The sequence below is a fragment of the Citrobacter sp. Cpo089 genome, assembly GCF_030332695.1.
Classification (GTDB): Bacteria; Pseudomonadota; Gammaproteobacteria; order Enterobacterales; family Enterobacteriaceae; genus Citrobacter; species Citrobacter portucalensis.
This window is the reverse complement of sequence record NZ_JAOWHJ010000067.1, coordinates 251,566-269,276: the sequence shown is the minus strand read 5'-3', so window position 1 is coordinate 269,276 and position 17,711 is coordinate 251,566. Positions and strand designations below refer to the sequence as shown.

Annotated in this window: 15 protein-coding genes and 2 pseudogenes; 4 read left to right on the top strand and 13 right to left on the bottom strand. The window is 54.5% G+C overall.

The genetic code is table 11. The features are described 5' to 3' along the window. Positions 1-9: 9 nt before the first annotated feature. A complete protein-coding gene (gene dadX, locus OGX92_RS17040; RefSeq protein ID WP_240389410.1) occupies positions 10-1,080 on the top strand; it encodes a catabolic alanine racemase DadX in 1,071 nt (356 codons plus the stop codon). 9 nt (positions 1,081-1,089) lie between these two features. Beyond that, a pseudogene (locus OGX92_RS23615) lies at positions 1,090-1,203 on the top strand (hypothetical protein); the annotation flags it as partial. Here the strand turns inward: OGX92_RS23615 and OGX92_RS17035 are convergent. Together OGX92_RS17035 and ldcA are read right to left on the bottom strand one after the other, a co-directional pair. Beyond that, positions 1,162-2,877 (bottom strand): annotated as a pseudogene (locus OGX92_RS17035) (potassium/proton antiporter); the annotation flags it as partial. The pseudogenes OGX92_RS23615 and OGX92_RS17035 overlap by 42 nt on opposite strands. Positions 2,878-2,974: 97 nt before the next feature. Next, on the bottom strand, positions 2,975-3,889 hold the full coding sequence (ldcA, locus tag OGX92_RS17030) for a muramoyltetrapeptide carboxypeptidase (RefSeq protein WP_240389411.1): 915 nt from the start codon (positions 3,887-3,889) through the stop codon (positions 2,975-2,977). Between the two features lie 98 nt (positions 3,890-3,987). Between ldcA and emtA the strand changes: the two genes are divergently transcribed. Next, complete coding sequence (gene emtA / locus OGX92_RS17025) at positions 3,988-4,599, top strand: membrane-bound lytic murein transglycosylase EmtA (protein WP_003020914.1); 612 nt, start codon at positions 3,988-3,990, stop codon at positions 4,597-4,599. 11 nt (positions 4,600-4,610) lie between these two features. Here the strand turns inward: emtA and ycgR are convergent, their stop codons facing one another. Next, positions 4,611-5,345 (bottom strand): flagellar brake protein YcgR, encoded by a 735-nt coding sequence (gene ycgR / locus OGX92_RS17020; protein WP_286586862.1) that lies wholly within the window; start codon positions 5,343-5,345, stop codon positions 4,611-4,613. A 201-nt stretch (positions 5,346-5,546) separates the two neighbouring features. Here ycgR and OGX92_RS17015 point away from each other — a divergent pair, with 201 nt between their 5' ends. Beyond that, positions 5,547-5,801 carry a GlsB/YeaQ/YmgE family stress response membrane protein gene (locus OGX92_RS17015; protein WP_003020908.1) on the top strand — a complete coding sequence of 85 codons (255 nt, stop codon included), beginning with the start codon at positions 5,547-5,549 and terminating at the stop codon, positions 5,799-5,801. 41 nt (positions 5,802-5,842) lie between these two features. Here the strand turns inward: OGX92_RS17015 and OGX92_RS17010 are convergent, their stop codons facing one another. The 10 genes from OGX92_RS17010 to dhaK form a co-directional block, all read right to left on the bottom strand. Continuing rightward, positions 5,843-7,813: a TonB-dependent receptor plug domain-containing protein gene (locus tag OGX92_RS17010; protein WP_286586860.1), complete on the bottom strand. Its 1,971-nt coding sequence runs from the start codon at positions 7,811-7,813 to the stop codon at positions 5,843-5,845. Between the two features lie 23 nt (positions 7,814-7,836). After that, complete coding sequence (gene modD / locus OGX92_RS17005; RefSeq protein WP_149335206.1) at positions 7,837-8,694, bottom strand: ModD protein; 858 nt, start codon at positions 8,692-8,694, stop codon at positions 7,837-7,839. Then, complete coding sequence (locus OGX92_RS17000; RefSeq protein WP_164562680.1) at positions 8,691-9,503, bottom strand: class I SAM-dependent methyltransferase; 813 nt, start codon at positions 9,501-9,503, stop codon at positions 8,691-8,693. The genes modD and OGX92_RS17000 overlap by 4 nt, the downstream gene beginning before the upstream one ends. A 9-nt stretch (positions 9,504-9,512) precedes the next feature. Beyond that, positions 9,513-10,274, bottom strand: coding sequence for an ABC transporter ATP-binding protein (locus tag OGX92_RS16995; RefSeq protein WP_003833537.1), 762 nt, complete (start codon positions 10,272-10,274; stop codon positions 9,513-9,515). Further along, positions 10,271-11,230, bottom strand: coding sequence for a FecCD family ABC transporter permease (locus tag OGX92_RS16990; protein ID WP_373370766.1), 960 nt, complete (start codon positions 11,228-11,230; stop codon positions 10,271-10,273). Before OGX92_RS16990 ends, OGX92_RS16995 begins: the two co-directional genes overlap by 4 nt. A gap of 26 nt (positions 11,231-11,256) precedes the next feature. Continuing rightward, positions 11,257-12,279, bottom strand: coding sequence for an ABC transporter substrate-binding protein (locus tag OGX92_RS16985; protein WP_200921514.1), 1,023 nt, complete (start codon positions 12,277-12,279; stop codon positions 11,257-11,259). 207 nt (positions 12,280-12,486) lie between these two features. Then, a complete protein-coding gene (locus OGX92_RS16980; protein ID WP_200921515.1) occupies positions 12,487-14,199 on the bottom strand; it encodes an alpha,alpha-trehalase in 1,713 nt (570 codons plus the stop codon). A gap of 170 nt (positions 14,200-14,369) precedes the next feature. Continuing rightward, on the bottom strand, positions 14,370-15,800 hold the full coding sequence (gene dhaM, locus OGX92_RS16975) for a dihydroxyacetone kinase phosphoryl donor subunit DhaM (protein ID WP_003833528.1): 1,431 nt from the start codon (positions 15,798-15,800) through the stop codon (positions 14,370-14,372). A gap of 10 nt (positions 15,801-15,810) precedes the next feature. Then, positions 15,811-16,443, bottom strand: coding sequence for a dihydroxyacetone kinase subunit DhaL (dhaL, locus tag OGX92_RS16970; RefSeq protein WP_020996617.1), 633 nt, complete (start codon positions 16,441-16,443; stop codon positions 15,811-15,813). An 11-nt stretch (positions 16,444-16,454) separates the two neighbouring features. Next, complete coding sequence (dhaK, locus tag OGX92_RS16965; RefSeq protein WP_149335210.1) at positions 16,455-17,525, bottom strand: dihydroxyacetone kinase subunit DhaK; 1,071 nt, start codon at positions 17,523-17,525, stop codon at positions 16,455-16,457. Positions 17,526-17,711: the final 186 nt, after the last annotated feature.

Genomic DNA, 17,711 nt, shown 5'->3' with positions numbered 1-17,711 from the left:
GGACGTGAGATGACCCGCCCGATACTGGCCAGCATTGACCTGCAGGCGTTGAAACAAAATCTGACCATTACCCGCCAGGCCGCGCCGGACGCCCGCGTCTGGTCGGTGGTAAAAGCCAATGCGTATGGACACGGTATTGAACGCGTCTGGAATGCGTTGGGCACAACCGATGGTTTTGCCATGCTCAATCTTGAAGAGGCGATAACCCTACGCGAGCGTGGATGGAAAGGCCCGATACTCATGCTGGAGGGTTTTTTCCACGCTGAAGACCTGACTGTATATGACAATTATCGACTAACCACCTGTGTACACAGTAACTGGCAGCTAAAAGCATTGCAGAATGCGCGCCTGAAGGCGCCGCTCGATGTTTACCTGAAGGTGAACAGTGGTATGAACCGGCTTGGGTTTTTACCGGAAAGAGTTCCCACGGTCTGGCAACAGCTGCGGTCGATGCCCAACGTCGGTGAAATGACGCTGATGTCGCATTTTGCCGATGCAGAGCACCCGGAAGGTATTCAGGAAGCTATGGCGCGTATTGCGCAGGCAACTGAAGGGCTGGAGTGCAGACGATCGCTGTCGAATTCGGCCGCCACGCTGTGGCACCCTGAAGCGCATTATGACTGGGTTCGTCCGGGCATTATTTTGTATGGCGCATCGCCTTCGGGACAATGGCGAGACATCGCTAACACCGGCCTGAAGCCAGTGATGACTTTGAGCAGCGAGATAATCGGAATACAAACGCTGAAAGCTGGCGATCGGGTGGGCTACGGTGGACGTTACACTGCCAGCGGCGAGCAGCGCATTGGCATTGTAGCGACCGGCTATGCAGACGGTTATCCACGCCATGCGCCAAGCGGAACGCCTGTGCTGGTGGATGGTGTACGTACCGGGACGGTGGGGACAGTCTCAATGGATATGTTGGCGGTAGATCTGACACCGTGCCCGCAGGCAGGGATCGGGACGCCGGTAGAGCTGTGGGGCAAAGAGATTAAAATTGACGATGTGGCCACCGCCGCAGGTACGGTAGGCTACGAGTTAATGTGTTCTCTGGCGCTGCGCGTGCCAGTTGTGACGGTGTAACTTTATTTAGTGCATTTTGTAGGCCGGGTAAGGCGCAGCCGCCACCCGGCAAAAACATCCGCTTTACTCATCCTCATCTTCAGCAACGCGAACACCAACCTTCAGCACTGCATTATCTTCTTTCTCGGCCACAGTCCAGATCATACCAGCGAATTCCACCTGGTCACCGACGACCGGCGCGGCACCAAGCAGATGCTGGACAATTTCACCCAGCGTTTGTTGCTTATCACGATATTCGGTGCCATCATCCAGGCCATAAATCAGCGCCACATCGGCATATTTTGCGCTGGCTTCAAGAATAAAATCACCGAAGAAGCGCTGGTCTAACGACACAGGTGGCGACTGGCTGAACAGCTTGCCAAGAGCCGGGAGATCGCGCTCGCGGCCAATAACACACAATACATCGCCTTCGCGAAGACGCGTACTGCCGGAGGGGTGAAACAGCACGTTGTCACGAAACAGGGCGGCTATTCGCGTTTCTTCCGGCATATGCAGGTCGCGCAGTGCGGCGCCCACACACCACTTATCCGCGCTGAGCTGATAAACAAACTGCTCCCACGGGTTATCCGGATGAATATCCAGACCAATGCGCGACACGGGCCAGCCGACGGGAGGGACCACCACTTTGGCTTTTTTAGCAGCCCATGAAAGCGACGTTCCCTGAAACAGCAACGAGATAAGTACCACGAAGAAGGCGACGTTAAAGAACAGGCGCGCGTTCTCCAGACCCGCCATCATTGGGAAGACGGCGAGGATGATGGGTACCGCACCGCGCAGACCCACCCAACTGATGAAAATGCGCTCGCGCAAATTAAAGCCACGAAACGGCAGCAGTCCCGCGAAGACCGAAAGCGGGCGGGCAATGAATATCATCCACGCAGACAAAATCAGTGCCGGGATTGCGATAGGCAGCAGGTCGGATGGCGTAACCAGCAGTCCGAGCACCAGGAACATGGCGATTTGCGCCAGCCAGGCCAGACCGTCGAAGTTTTGCAGAATGCCAAACCGGTTGCGAATAGGGCGATTACCCAGCAGGAAACCACACAGATAAACCGCCAGAATACCGCTGCCTTCCAGCGCAGTGGTCAGGGCAAAAATCAGGATCCCACCGCTTAACGCCAATAGCGGATATAGTCCGGCAGGCAGCGAAATGCGGTTAATCATCTGCTGGAGCATATATCCACCGCCAAGACCGATAATGATGCCTAAGCCAAACTGCTGGATAATGTGCACCGCGAACATCCAGCTTAAACCGGTCTCGTGGTTTTGGATCATGGCGATGAGCGTGATGGTCAAAAACACGGCCATCGGGTCATTACTGCCGGATTCAATTTCCAGCGTAGAGCCAACGCGTTCGTTAAGCCCCTTACCGCCAAGCAGGGAAAAGACCGCCGCGGCGTCGGTTGAACCAACAATCGCGCCAATCAGGAGTCCTTCGATAAGATCCAGATGAAACAGCCACGCGGCCATCATGCCGGTGAGTCCGGAAGTAATCAGCACACCGACCGTCGCCAACGATAGCGCCGGGCCTAACGCAACGCGAAAAGAGCTGGCCTGGGTGCGCATCCCGCCGTCGAGCAGGATAACCGCCAGTGCCAGGTTACTCACCATGTAGGCGAATGGATAGTTATCGAAAGGTATGCCGCCTATACCATCCACGCCCGCTAACATACCGATAGCGAGAAATATCACCAGAATTGGGATACCGAGACGTGATGAGAATGAACTGAGTAAGATACTGCAGGTGACGAGAACGGAACCCAAAATAAAAAGGCTAATAATTGCTGCGGCATCCAACGTTCGGTTACTCCTGAATTACGCTGTTTCGTATTAATAAACCCTACCATAATAATGACAGAAACAGCGTTTTACTTAGCCCTATTAGCCGCTTTTTTTACGATTTTAGTACCGGATGCCCACTTAAGGTGAGCTGAGTGCCGTTTTTATCATTTTTCAGCACCGCATTGGCTCCCAAAGGCAAGGTGACAGTGCGTTGTTCATGGCCAAAATCGAGGCCGCAGATCAACGGTACTGATAATCTGGCGCGCAGAAAATCACAAACTGAATCAAGATTGTAACCGGCATCGTAATCATTGGGTGCGCTACCGCTAAAACTGCCAAGAATAATGGCGTTTTGCTGGGCCAGTATTCCGGCGTGGTATAGCTGCAGCAGCATACGCTCGACACGGAATGGATGCTCGTTAATGTCTTCCAGCACCAAAATGCCGTTTTTGATAGCCGGCATCCACGGTGTACCCATCAGCGAAATGATCATCGCCAGATTTCCGCCCCACAGTGTACCTTCAGTTGCGCACTGCGGACCCTCACCCTGCCATTCGAGAGTAAATTGGGCATTACGCAAAGCCTGCCAGAAATGGTACTCGGTGAATGCGTTCATTTCTTCGGCGCCGAAGTTCGCCGCCAGCATCGGGCCGCTGAAGCTAATCACATTCCCCTGTGCCAGCAGACCACACTGGATCGCCGTAAAATCGCTGTGTCCGCACAGCAGCAACGGATCTTGTTGCTGGCGGGCTGCCAGCCCCTGCCAGTCAATTTCTGCCAGTAAACGGCTCGCGCCATAGCCGCCGCGTACCGCCATCACAATAGTATCGGGGGTTTTCAGATTAACGAGCGAGTTAACATCAGCAAGCCTTTCTGCCTCTGTACCTGCAAAACGCTGGCAGCGGCGCGCAATGACTGCTGAATTGTCGACCTGATGACCGGCCTCAATAAGACGCGCAAGCCCACGTAAGGCAGCCTGCTGATTGATACAGTAGCCCGACGGGGCAATTAAGTGAAACCGGGACATGGCATTTCCTTGCTACAACTAAAACCAAATGTATATCATGCCGCGTAGGTATGTCGTTGTCACCTCAGCGACAGGTTCCGGCTATAAGGATAGATGACGTGAAATTGAGATGGTTTGCTTTTTTGGTTGTATTACTTGCGGGCTGTAGTTCAAAACATGATTACAAAAACCCGCCGTGGAATGCTGAAGTTCCGGTTAAACGCGCAATGCAATGGATGCCGATCAGTGAAAAAGCCGGTGCGGCCTGGGGTGTCAGTCCACAATTGATTACCGCTATTATTGCCATTGAATCAGGCGGAAATCCGAATGCGGTCAGTAAGTCCAATGCGATTGGTCTGATGCAGTTGAAAGCCTCAACTTCAGGACGCGATGTTTATCGCCGCATGGGTTGGAGCGGAGAGCCGTCGACCAGCGAGTTGAAAAACCCCGAACGCAATATCTCCATGGGGGCCGCATACCTGAGTATTCTCGAAACCGGGCCGCTGGCCGGGATTGAAGATCCGCAGGTGATGCAGTATGCGCTGGTAGTATCGTACGCCAACGGCGCGGGCGCATTGCTGCGAACGTTCTCTTCCGACAGGAAGAAAGCCATCAATAAGATCAACGATCTCAGCCCGGATGAATTTATTGAACATGTTGCGGACAATCATCCGGCGCCGCAGGCCCCGCGCTATATCTGGAAGCTTCAACAAGCGCTGGATGTGATGTAGTTCGTGTGAGTTTACTCGCGCACCTTATTCGATTTTTCCCGGGCCTCGCGTTCAAGGGAAAAAATAATCCGCTGTAAGTTCCGCTCCACCGCCGAGCCGACGTTGAGAAAACGAAAGCTCAGGCGGGGAGTGGTAATGGTTTCGTTTTTGCTGTCGATAACTTTGCGCTCGCTAATGGAAATGAGCTGGGCGTCAACGTGATACACCCCCCATTGCTCCATATTCAGTTCAACCTGCGCGAAGCGTATACCTTCTACCAGTCCTTCTGGTTTTGCCGTTTCTAACAGCCCGCCCATACCGCCAAGCGATAAATCGAATAAGCGAAAGCACAGCGTGCTGTTGTCCGGCATTTTTGCCGTGCAGCGATAGGGAGGATGCAGCGGAGCGCCGATGCGGAAATATTCGCGACGCTGCACAAACCACAGAGAAGGCGGCAAGGATGAAATAAACGCCGGCAGTTGCTGATACTCGCCTTTTTTCAGCTGTGGCAGGGTGAATTCTACTTTGGCTCCCTGCGTTTCGGCGATAATCGAGATCTGGCTGGCCCGCTGTACGGCCTGGTTTTCATATTCCTGGCTGCCAAAATCCATGACCAGCTCGTCCGGGCTGACGGCCAGAACTTTGCTGATGAACTGGCCGCCCGACCAGGAGATACGCAGTGGAACCTGCTGCGACTTTAAGTCCCGAAGTACACCTAACACCGCTAACGGATTTTGCTTCAGGAACTGCTCATTGTAGTTACTCACACCTAATGACTCCTGGATGCCTGGTTTGTCGTTGGGTTATCGGCATCAATCGACGGAACTTAATACAAATGGATGAAATTTTTTACCAAACCCAATGAATTAAGTCTGCGTGATAAAAGCATGTCGCGACGGCTTGCCTATACTTTAAGTGCTGGCGCAGGAATGTCTTGCGCGTGCGTTCACTGGAAAGAGGGCCTGAAAATGGGAATTATTGCCTGGATTATTTTTGGTCTGATTGCGGGGGTTATCGCCAAACTGATTATGCCGGGGCGCGATGGCGGGGGATTTATCCTGACCTGTATTCTGGGTGTCGTCGGTGCTGTGGTCGGTGGATGGCTGGCAACGATGTTTGGTATTGGCGGCGATGTCAGCGGGTTTAATCTCCACAGCTTCCTGGTGGCCGTGGTCGGCGCGATTGTTGTGCTGGGTGTCTTCCGGCTTGTACGACGAGATTAATCGAACGGCCCCTGTGGGGGCCGTTTCTCTATATGGCTAAGTCAGAACTGGTACTCAATCCCAGCCCAGTAATTACGGCCTTCTTCGATAAATCCTTCGCTGTACACGTATTGTGTATCGAACAGGTTATTGACCGAAGCGTTGACGCTAAACCCGTGACCGATGGCGTAGTCGGCGCGTAAATGGGTAATGGCGAAACCTGCGGCTTTCTGCGAGCCGTCGCTATTGCTATAGCTCGATGAGCGGGCCTCTTCAGACAGCGTAATGCTCAGCGGATCCCACGGTTTCAGCGTCATCCATGCGGTGAGGGTTTGCGTCGGCAAATCGGTTATTTTGCCGATGTCGCTGCGTTTGACATCCGCATGAATCAGGCCATAGCTCAGCCCAACATCCAGCATATCAAAGACTTTACCTTTAACGCCTGCATCCAGACCGGTGTAATCCACCCGGCCGCTGTTCTGATTCTGGATGGTATCGGCATCAATATTGTGCGAAAGAATGGCATCGCTGATGCGGTTGTAATAGACGCTGGCTTCGAATCCCCAGTCTTTGCCAAGTGAACCATTCCAGGTCAGATCCACGCTGCGGGCGCGTTCCGGTTTAAGCTGCGGATTGACCAGCGCCACCTGGTTATAGGCCGGTTTCGAGGTTATGTAGCGCTCTTTCAACGTCGGGAAACGCGTTCTGTCAGAGTAGGACAGCGCTAATGTGTCTGAATTTTCAAAGTGATATTTGGTCATCATCTGCCAGTTGAAGGCCGACTGATTGTTGTCATCATAGTGGGTGACGCTGCCATTTTTCTCGTGCTTCATGCCTTCCAGACTGTCGCGCCAGTCATAGCTTATTCCCGCCACTACATCGACATTATCCGCCGCTGCCCACTGGTATTCGCTGGCAACGGACCAGGTGCGGTCTTCGTAACGGTCGTAAGACGCATTAGGTGCGCCTTTCTCGCGGTGAACATCATCCTTCCAGTTCACCGCGAAAGAGAGCTGGTCGTTTTCACGCATATCCGCAGCGAGCTGCAGACCAGCCCCATCGCTATAGTCTGAATAATGACTGTAGCTGCCTTTTTTGTTTTTCAGATCGGCAAGCGAGTTGTACATCATCAACGTATTTTCAAATGTGTCGCGATACAGACGGCTTTTCAGGGTAAAACGGTCGCCCAGATGGGTCGTTCCCTGATAGTAATAGCTCTCTTTATCGTACTGTGGCCATTGCCAGTAGCGTGATTTCTGACTGCTGGTTCCAGCGTACGGAGGGTTATCTTTTTCACCGTCCTGATTAATATAGGTCAGCACATATTCGTCATCACCACGTGGGGTAAAGCCCAGCTTCACGATGCCGCGTTTATCATCGGCGGAGGAGTTGGCAATCTTGCCGTTGCTGCCCGCAATAGGGTTGTCCACGCCATGCGGTAGGCCAAGGAAATCCTGCTTCAACTGACTGCCGCTGAGCTGGATGTAACCGAGATCGTTGCTGGCGCCAAATGAAGCATGCATATCGTGGGCGTTGTCTTTGCTACGACTCCAGCCCTGGCGATAGCCAATGCTGCCTTCAACCGGTTTGGTAGGTCTTTTGGTGGTGATATTGATGGCGCCGCCCATCTGGTTCGGCCCTTGTAGCAGAGACGAGTAGCCTTTGGAGACTTCAACCGAAGCGATATCGGAGGTCAGAAAACGGCCTAAATCGAGGTTGCCGTCATAGGGGATGTATACCGGCACGCCGTCAAAATAGACGGGAACCTGACGGCTGTCAAAACCGCGGACTTTCACCTGCTGCTCATTGCGGTTGCCTGACTTTTGCAGCACGACGCCGGGGACAACGCTCAGCGCCTGCGCCACGTTTTGCTTATCCAGTTGCTGCATCGTTTCCTGGCCGAGAACCGTAGTGGTTGCCGCGGAGGCCGGGCTTGACCAGACGGTCATGGTTTCGCTTTCCTGCCCAGCCAAAGCACTGTGCGCGAAAGCAAACGACAGGGCTGTGTAAAGACAACTTTTGTTGAAATTCATTATTTTTAGTCCATTTATTAATGTTATATGCCACGTGCGTCCGGGCTCAGGCTAACTTTGATATCCGCAGGCGGAGCGTAGTAAGGCGCGGAAGTGATGAAAAGTCTGATGCCACAGTCGAGATAACTCGCCAGCGAGGCGAGGGTAATGCCGCCAGTCAGCGCCAGCGTGCAATGGGGGGCCAGAAAAGGTGCCTGGCGGACAATTTCTGTTGCTTGCTCAGGGGTAAATTTGTCGAGTTGCAGGACATCAGGCGCGGCGCGAAGCGCGGCTAATGCCTCATCTGGTGTATCTGCTTCAACCACGATCTTTTTTTCTGGCGCATGGCTGCGTAAGCGCGCAATCGCGCCGGCCCAGTCGTTTGGGTTGGTAAGAAAATGACGGTGATTAGCAAACAGCAGTACCGTTTCGGCGCATCCTCCGCGATGGATAATGCCTCCCGCGGCGAGTATTGCCTGAGTCGCCAACAAACGCGTGCCGGGAATGGCTTTGCGGGTACAGGCAATCTGCCCATCAGGATAGCGTTGGCGCAGTTGGCTCAACATGCACTCAAGATAGCCCGAAACCCCGCAGCTCCATTCCAGGACATTTTGTACCGCTTTCCAGCCCTGATGCAGCGCCGCCGCATTCCCATGTGCGCAAATCAATCGCTGTCCTGCACTTACCTGTTCACCATCGGCAACCATGTCGCTGATGGTCAGCCCTAATGAGGCGAGCATTTGCCTGGCAACGGCGGTGCCGCTAACGCACCCGCCCTGGCGATGGTAAAATTCCATAACGCCCGGCTGTGCGCCAATACCCAACGCGCGGGTAGTCAGGTCGCCGCCCTGAATATCTTCCAGCAGCAGCGCGTCGGTTTGCGCCTGCGAAAAGTAGATCATTGCAGTGCCTCCCGCGGAACGCTGTCCCACCAGATAAGCGCCCAGTCACGGCTGGCGGGGGCAATCGTGCGTGGATCCTGCTGTTGATACCAGGTTTCCAGACGTTCGACCTCGTCGGCGCTCAGTTCACCCATACTCCAGCGCACGTTTTCCAGAAAACGCGTCCAGGTACTGTTGTCCTGCTGGCAGTTGGGTCCGCGGATAAAATCAACATGCGCGTGGATCCCCATCTGATACAGGACATTAAGCGCATAGATATAGTTGGGAAGCTCAATCACTTCGCGGCCCAGTGCACGCTGAATGGTGGGGGAAACGAAAGATGAACTGACGAGATGAGTGGTGTAAACCCGCAGTCGGGCCTGATTATTCAGTTTGGTCATCGCCTGGCGCATATCGGCAACCAGCGTAGAGCGCGAAGCGACGGCGATATCGCACTGGGGTAAATCATCCCAGTGTTCCTCCCAGGCCCGCTGCACCCACTGCACGTGACGGGCGTTCATTTGCGCAGCGCGGCGGGCAGCTACGCCAAGCATTCCCTGGCTGTAATCTACTCCGTAAACTATTGGCATCTTTTTAGCCAACGCAAGCGAAACCGTACCGGGACCGCAGCCCATATCAAACAGCGACTCCGCCCCTTTCAGGTCGATTTTTCCCAACAGCTGTAGCAGATAGCTGTCGGTTAATGAGGCGCAATTCTCTGCCATTTTTTCCGCACGCTTATCCCAGTGCTCCGGTTTTTTCTCTGTTCTTTTCGCCAGCTGTAACTGTTTACGGTAAAGATCGGCAAAATCAATGTCGTCAATGAGCATTCTTATTCCTTAATTGTGTGAGCCAAAGAGGTGATGGGCGATTTGTGACGGTGTAACGCGATACAGCGCAGCCAGACGATCGGTGGCGAGCTGCTGTTCAGGAAGCCCCTGCGACACTGCACCGTTCGGTTCAACGCGTACCACGCTGTCGGCGATTGCCCGGGCGTGCAACGGATGATGGGTCGACATCAGCAGGGCCATACCCGAGTTTTTCAGCGTCACTAGCGTGTCGAGCAGACGGATTTGATGCCCAAAATCCAGGCTGGAAGCGGGTTCATCCAGCAACAAAAGACGCGGACGCTGCGCCAGCGCGCGGGCAATTAACACCAGTTGCCGCTCTCCGCCGCTCAGCGTGTTCCAGCGTCGGGGCGCCAGGTGAGAGATTCCCAGCATCGTCATCTGCTGGTGCGCATTTTCACGCTCTTTAGCGCCGGGAACCGCAAATGCCGCCAATTGCGGGGCCAGCCCCATCATCACCATGTCCAGCGCAGTGAAGGCAAACGCGCCGTCATGTGCCTGAGGAACCCAGGCGATAGCGGCGGCGCGTTGCCGATCGCTGAGATGATTTATGGCGACGCCATCAAGCAGAATGTCACCGTGAAGCGGCGAAAGAACGCCGAGAATGGTGCGCATCAGGGTGGTTTTTCCACTGCCGTTGGCCCCAATCAGACAACAGACGGAGCCGGGCGAAACCTGAAATGAGACATCGCGTAACACGGGCTGGTGACTGTGGTATCCCAACGACGCATGGCGGAGGGTCAGAAGCGTCATGGGCGATTTCCCCGTAGCAAAAGCAGCAAAAAGAACGGTGCGCCAATAAATGCCGTCAGGATCCCCAGCGGGATTTCTGTGCTGCTCAGCGTGCGGGCAAGAGTATCGGTGAGCAGTAGCAAAATGGCACCGACCCCCATGGAAACCGGCAGCAACTGCTGGTGGTTATTGCCACTGAGGAGTCTGCCGATGTGCGGTACAACCAGCCCAATCCAGCCGATAATGCCCGCGATGGCAACGGTACAGGCGGTGATTAACGTAGCGCAGACGATCAGTCCCAGCCGCAATCGCGAGACGTTGATCCCAAGCGATCGTGCTTCATCATCCGACAGGGTGAGCAGGTTCATGCGCCAGCGCAGCAGCAATAGCGGGACGAGTCCTGCGAAGATCAGCGGTGCCGAGAACCACAGGTCGTGCAGCGTGATCGTCGATAAACCGCCAAGCAGCCAGAAAGTGATAGAGGGGAGTTGGGTATACGGGTCGGCCAGCGTTTTGATGAGTGAAATTCCCGCACCGCATACCGTACCCAGCGCAATCCCGACCAGCACCAGTGTTAACACCGGGTCGTGTCGCTTGACTCGCCGGGTAATTAACCAGACACCGGCGACCACGAATAAACCGCCCATGAACGCATACAGCTGAATGAACAGGATCGGTAAACCTAACAGGATTGCTAAACAGGCACCTAAACCCGCACCCGCCGCCACGCCGAGAATATCCGGTGAGACCAGCGGGTTGCGGAACATACCCTGATAGGTGGTTCCTGCGCCCGCCAGCGCCGCGCCGAGCAGCAATGCAGCCAGTATGCGCGGCAGGCGGATTTGCCAGAAGACGATTTTGTCCTGCATTGGAACGCCATCTGTACCGGCCACGAGATTCAGAACCTGCTGTGCATCCAGGTGATACGCGCCTGATACCGCGGCGACGCTCGCGCAAAGCACCACCGCAGCAATCATCAGAAAACCGAGGGTTGATGTTTTCATCAGACTGCCACCAACCTTTGATACTGTGCGTCGCTTAGCGTGGTGTGCCAGAACAACTCACTGTAGCGCTGCATATCAGCTTTAAAGCTCGCGTTAACCTGAGGATCAAGCCAGGCGTGCAGGCGGCGTAACCCCAGTAAACGGTTGATGCCGGGAGGTGCATCCAGCCAGCCAAACGGCAGACCGCTGAGAAACAGAATGCGCCGGTCAGCAACCGCTTTGACTCCTTGCCAGACCGGATCTTCTCGTAGGAACTGCGCTGTCACCGCATCCTGTACCAGGATAATATCCGGCTGCCAGCTGAGCAGATTTTCCATTGAGACCTGTGTGAGCCCCTGTCGTCCGGGGATGTGCGCCACATTGTGCAACCCCAGCAGTTCTGCCGCTTCGGTATGCAGAGAACCTTGTAAACCTGTCTCCAGTCCTCTGGCACCGCGCGCGGCATAAAAACGCAGATTCGCCGCGGGGGTATGCGAGAAAGCTATTGCATCATCGATAAATCGACGGGCCAGTGCGGCCTGCATTGCGGTACGCGAGACGACGCCCAATGCTTCACCGGCTGCGCGCAACTGTTCTGGGGTATGGCGCAGTTCGCCGTTAATCAGCAGCCAGGGAATGTGTGTTTGTGCGCTCACTTGTCTGGCCTGAGAAAGCCAGGTTTCATCGGCATTACCACAGTCAATAACCAGGTCGGGTTTAAGCGTCAGGAGTGCTTCAAGCGAGAGCGTGCTGGAGCGGCCCGCCAGCCTGCCGAGTTTCGGCAAGGTCCGAATATCGTCGTGAAACGGAATGGCGGTCTGGCGAGAGAAATCAAAGGAGGAAAAACCCACCACTTTTTCCGGTGCGACGGCCAGCAGCAGCATGTCAGCGGGCGCGCCAGCACTGACCACGCGTTGGGTTTTCTCTGGCTTCGGAGAGTCTCCAATGGCCACGGTCAGCGGCGTTTGAGCAAACGCGGGAAGATGGCGTAGCAGCAGTGCAGATGCCACGAGTTGGGCAAACATCCGTCTTGTCAGTGGCATTATCGGTATCCTGAAGGTTACAAAATCGCTATATATTTACATATACAGCGAATAAAAACATGTTCAGAATCAAATTCTCACGGATGAAAACACCGGATACCCCATAAGGGCTAGAGGGGATAGAGACAGCTTAAATGGCGAAAAATATGACAGAAAAATCCGCGACGAAGCGCGGATTCAGGGTGTAAAACGACTCATGTAATGACGTTAAGGCGTCGGTTGAGTCTGTTTTTTAGGCTCGACTGGCGTTGTACTTGCCGGGGTCGGTCGTGATGCGGGGACGTTGTCACAGGGTTTTTCTTTGGCACAAATCAGGTCGAGCATTTTCAGCGTTACGCCGTTGGTCCAGCCGAAACCATCCTGCAACGGATACTCACCGCCGCCACCGCCGGTTCCAGTGGTGCTCACGTCATACTTCTCAACCAGCTTTTTCTCGCGATCGTAGGTGTGTTGAACATTGGTGAGGAATCGCCAGGTTACGTCCATGGCGACGTTATCCTGACCGTAATTCTGTAACCCGGATGCGGCGACCCACTGGAGCGGAGCCCAGCCGTTGGGGGCATCCCACTGCTGGCCGCTTTTCACTGATGTGGTAGCAAGGCCGCCCGGTTGCAGCAGATGTGCCTGGGTGGCCGTGGCGACTTTACTGGCGCGATCTTTTGCCGCCGCATTGACATACAGCGGGAACAGAGCGGCGGCCGTGAGCTGGTTGCGTACTTTGTGGCTTTTCAGATCGTAGTCGGCATACCAGCCTTCTTTGTCGTTCCACAGATATTTTTCGATCCCTTTTTGTCGGGCATTAGCGAAGCCATCGTACTGCGCCGCTTTGGCATCATCACCGGCGGCTTTACTGGCGAGGGCGATCATTTTTTCCATTTTGTACATCAACGCATTGAGATCGACCGGAACGATGCTGGTGGTGCGCAGAGTGCCCAGCTGATTAGGATTGTCCATCCAGCGGGAACTAAAATCCCAACCGGACGCGGCAGCTGAACGCAGGTCGCGGTAGATTTCTGTGGCCGGGCGGTTTGGGTTGCTTTTAGCGGTGGCAATATCCTCTACCCACGACTCTGGCCGAGGCGAATCGCGCTCATCCCAGTAGCGGTTCAAAATGGTGCCGTCATCCAGTTTAACCACGCGCTTATTTTGCTGACCGGGCTGGAGTGTTTCGATGCCCTCCATCCAGTAGCTGTACTCTTTTTGCATCTGCGGGAGGTATTTTTTCAGCGCGTCATTTCCGTCGTGTTGCGCCAGCAGTTCAACCATAAAGGCAAAGAACGGCGGTTGCGAACGGCTCAGGTAGTAGGTGCGGTTGCCGTTAGGAATGTGTCCCCAGGAATCAATCTCGTAGGCGAAGTTTGCCACCATGTCCGAGACCTTATCCCAGTGATTGCTCTCGGCAAGCCCCAGCATGGTGAAATAGCTGTCCCAATAATATATTTCGCGAAAACGCCCGCCAGGTACCACATACGGCTCCGGGAGCGGCAGCAGCGAATCCCATTTTTCTGCGGTGGTGGTCGAACGAGTGAGTACTGGCCACAGTCCGTCAATATGTTCGCGCAGTGATTGCCCGGCCGGGGGCACGTATTTCTCGCCGTCTTTCGGCAAGGTGAAATTCACTTGCACAAAATGGCGTAAGTCGAATCCGGACTGGTTTTTCTGCATCCGGTAATCGGCAAGGATCATTAATGGATCGCTGTTTGGCACCGCGTCGGCAAAGGTTTTCTGGTCAGGAAACAGTTTTGCTGTTTGTACATCGTTAAACAGGGGACCAAGCAGAATATCAGGCGGCGCAGGCGTAGCGGCTGGTGCGTCCTCGGCGTTGACGGTAAAAGAGGAAAGGGCAAAAAAGGTGCTTGCGAGCGTCAGTTTTATTGCAACAGAGAGCAGGCCAGGATGGCGAGTTGCTGGCGTTATCATCGGTTAATCTCCTTAGCGGCGTGCCGAAGTAGCGGCATTTACCATGAGAAAACCTTAGTTCAGGAATGACCGTTGCGCGTGATCGGCTCCCCATTTTGCGAATAAACAGACATTTCCCGACGTGAATAGAGAAGAAGCACACCCTTTGTTGGAAAGGGTGTGCTTCGGAATCAGTTTGCGCGGGTTATCCGCTGTGTGACACAGTCAATGGTCAGAGTATCGCCCATCTTGATGCTATCGAGAGCCGCGCCTTGCTGACACATCCAGCACAGACCCATTTCACGAGCGATAATCGCCGGATGCGAGGCTTCGCTGCCGTCCCGCAGGCAGATACCTTTGATGGTCTTCGGATCGAGTTGCAGTACCGTAGACGGATAAATGATATCAGCGACCAGGATAGTGGGGCGCAAAAATGCGGGAATTTGTGCGCTCTCTCCCGTCAAATGCTGCAGTGAACGAGACAGCAAATCTTCAATATCAATGTATCGCGCCTGCAGATAAGGATCATCGAGCTGTAAATACTGCTGGCTGAGATCGCTCAGCACCTGATGCCAGGCCCAGGCGGCGCTGCACTGCTTTTCGCGCATTACATCGCAGGCCATTTCAAAAAGTTCAGGATCGTCCAACAGCGTGTGGTGACCGGAGAAGATGGCAGCGATATCTGCGGAATATCGTTCTTCAGCAAGTGCGGTGAGTTCGCTCAGATCGTTCAGCGTACTTTGGATGGCGGTCTGTAATCGCTGCTGCTCAGCCTGGAGCGATGCGGCTAACTGCGGGTTTACCTCGGGCGAGAATGGCGTGTAACAGAATGCCGTCCCCGTGACTTTTGAGGGAGCCTGAGCTGCCTTGTTATCAGCATTAGCGGACTCGAGCGATTCACCAAAATTCTCTGCTGCCAGCTGTTTAAATGCGGCTAGCGCATCCTCTGCCTGTTCGCCTTTGGCAATCAGGCGCAGCGTGTCATTACAGCGAACCTGCAGCAGAGCTATCTGATTCAGGCTATCAGGAACCACACACTTGCCGTTTTTCTCCAGCCACATGTCGGCGTTAAAACCAGACAACGCGGAAACCAGCCGCGAAGCCGGGCGAACGTGGATGCCGTTAGGGTTTTTCACCACAATGGCAACAGAACGGGCATCTGCATCGGGAGACTGTACAGCAGATGCGGGTTTCGCTGCGGATGGCGAAGGTAAACCCAGTTGCTCACATTTGGCGTCGAGGGCGTTCATGGCATCACGGATGACCCGATCGATATCAGCACCCGCGGCGGCGCTAACCGTCGCGGCCAGTGTGCCTTCAACCAGTGGTGCTGCGCACAAACGCACTTTGGCGGCAATACCAGGGTCGAGCAGTTCCAGCGCGGTTTCCGCACTCAGTAATGCACTACCGATATCCATCATCACCAGCACGTGGTCCGTATCGGCCACGGACTCGATGGCTTCCATCACCTTGATCGGATCGGTGCCAATCGGATTCTCAGGATCATCAATGCCTGCGGCAATGGCGATTTTGCAATCACCGCCCATTAACATCTGCCGGGCCAGCGCACCGACGCCTTCGCCCAGTTGGGCGCTGTGAGAAACAATAACCAGGTTTACCATCGCTTTATCCTTACTCTCTGGACGCCTGAGCCAGCATTTGCATCATAAACATCACCGACGTTGCGCCGGGATCCTGATGCCCAATACTGCGCTCACCAAGATAGCTGGCACGGCCTTTGCGAGCCTGCATGGTGATGGTGCTTTGTGCTGCGGCTTCCGCTTGCTGGCTTGCCGCTTCCAGCGCTGCCTGTACACTCAGTTTCTGCTCGCAGGACTGGCGTAAGGACTCGACTACTGGCAGCCAGACGTCGCACATGGTTTTGTCGCCAGGTTCAGCCTTACCGCGGCTAATCACACCTTCTGCGCCATCACGCATCATTTGATAAAGCTCTTCAAGCGTCAGGCTTTGATGAGCCTGAGTCACCTGAGCGGCGCGAATAAAAAAGGTGCCAAACAGCGGTCCACTGGCCCCGCCGACGCTTGAGAGCAGCACCATACCGGTGTTTTTCAAAATAAAACCGATGTCTTTGTCTGCGATGGACGGCAGCTTTTCAACGACTTTGCTGAAACCACGATGCATGTTCAGACCGTGGTCGGCATCGCCGATCTCCCGGTCAAGTCCGGTGAGAAAATCACTTTCTGTGGTGAAGATCTCGCCGCAACGATAGAGCCAGTTAACAATTTGCGTTCTGTTGAGGGACATCATAAATCTCCTTATTTACCCCAGTTGAGAGCAGGGGTGTGAACCGGTGCATCCCATAAGCTCAGCGTTTCGTCATCTACCTGTAACAGGGTGATCGAGAAACCGGTCATATCCAGAGAGGTACAGTAAGAGCCGATCAGGTTGCGCTCAATGACAATGCCTGCATCCTGACAACGGCTTTCGAGGCGGTTATATACGCCGAAGAGTTCAGACAACGGCGTCGCGCCGAGATTATTGACCAGCACAATAACGCGATCGCCACTCTGTAACGCCCGCTTGCTTTCTTTACCTTCCTGCCACGCGCCCTGGACGTTGTCCCAGTGGCGGAGTGTACGGCTGTAGTTACCGTTTTCCAGCAGGGTATCGAACATTTCATCAACGGTCTGATCGAGAGAGGTGAAGGGGCGACGGTCTATGCCCGGTTCCCCGTGGATACCTACGCCAAATTCCATTTCGTTATCCTGCAGCGTGAAAGACGGTTGTCCGGCGGCTGGAACGGTACAGGCACCAATGGCTATGCCAATGGAGTGGCCCTGGTTATTCAGCTTACGGCCCAACGCCGCACAGGCTTCCAGCGAATCACCACGTTCGGCGGCCGCGCCGACCAGTTTTTCGATCAATACGGTATTCGCCACGCCACGTCGACCGGCGGTATACAAACTGTCTTTCACCGCCACGTCGTCATCCACCACCATGGTGGTGACTTTGACACCGCTTTCGTGCAGCAGCTCGGTAGCGGTTTCGAAATTAAGAATGTCGCCGGTGTAATTTTTGATTATCAGCAGCACGCCTTCGCCACCGTCAATTTGCATGGCGCATTCGAACATTTTATCCGGCGTGGGTGAGGTAAAAATCTCACCCGGGCAGGCGCCAGAGAGCATGCCCTGACCAATGTAGCCGCAGTGCATAGGTTCGTGTCCGCTGCCGCCACCGGAAAGCAGTGCCACTTTGCCCATCACCGGCGCATCTGCGCGGGTGACATATACCGGATCCTGATGCAATGCCAGGGAAGGATACGCTTTCGCCAGTCCGGCGAGTTGTTCATTCAGTACGTCTTCAACACGGTTGATCAATTTTTTCATTATTTATGCTCCGCAGACAGTCCTGGATGGCTGCCAAATTCGGGCAGGCATCTGATGTAGGGTATCGGTTGGTTCAACGTCACGGCGACCGCTCGCTGCCGATAAGGTAATTTTGCACACGGGTACGCAAAAGAAAATTGCTGTGAAGGGCGTTTCAATACGGAACATTAGCATCTTTTAATGTTC

Excerpts from the sequence above, each read along its gene's own strand:
- OGX92_RS16995 (WP_003833537.1), bottom strand. The coding sequence starts at position 10,274 with ATGACGCTTCTGACCCTCCGCCATGCGTCGTTGGGATACCACAGTCAC.
- OGX92_RS17000 (WP_164562680.1), bottom strand. The coding sequence starts at position 9,503 with ATGCTCATTGACGACATTGATTTTGCCGATCTTTACCGTAAACAGTTA.
- dhaK (WP_149335210.1), bottom strand. The coding sequence starts at position 17,525 with ATGAAAAAATTGATCAACCGTGTTGAAGACGTACTGAATGAACAACTC.
- OGX92_RS16980 (WP_200921515.1), bottom strand. The coding sequence starts at position 14,199 with ATGATAACGCCAGCAACTCGCCATCCTGGCCTGCTCTCTGTTGCAATA.
- OGX92_RS17010 (WP_286586860.1), bottom strand. The coding sequence starts at position 7,813 with ATGAATTTCAACAAAAGTTGTCTTTACACAGCCCTGTCGTTTGCTTTC.
- dadX (WP_240389410.1), top strand. The coding sequence starts at position 10 with ATGACCCGCCCGATACTGGCCAGCATTGACCTGCAGGCGTTGAAACAA.
- OGX92_RS16990 (WP_373370766.1), bottom strand. The coding sequence starts at position 11,230 with ATGATTGCTGCGGTGGTGCTTTGCGCGAGCGTCGCCGCGGTATCAGGC.
- OGX92_RS16985 (WP_200921514.1), bottom strand. The coding sequence starts at position 12,279 with ATGCCACTGACAAGACGGATGTTTGCCCAACTCGTGGCATCTGCACTG.
- dhaL (WP_020996617.1), bottom strand. The coding sequence starts at position 16,443 with ATGTCCCTCAACAGAACGCAAATTGTTAACTGGCTCTATCGTTGCGGC.
- dhaM (WP_003833528.1), bottom strand. The coding sequence starts at position 15,800 with ATGGTAAACCTGGTTATTGTTTCTCACAGCGCCCAACTGGGCGAAGGC.
- OGX92_RS17015 (WP_003020908.1), top strand. The coding sequence starts at position 5,547 with ATGGGAATTATTGCCTGGATTATTTTTGGTCTGATTGCGGGGGTTATC.
- ldcA (WP_240389411.1), bottom strand. The coding sequence starts at position 3,889 with ATGTCCCGGTTTCACTTAATTGCCCCGTCGGGCTACTGTATCAATCAG.
- modD (WP_149335206.1), bottom strand. The coding sequence starts at position 8,694 with ATGATCTACTTTTCGCAGGCGCAAACCGACGCGCTGCTGCTGGAAGAT.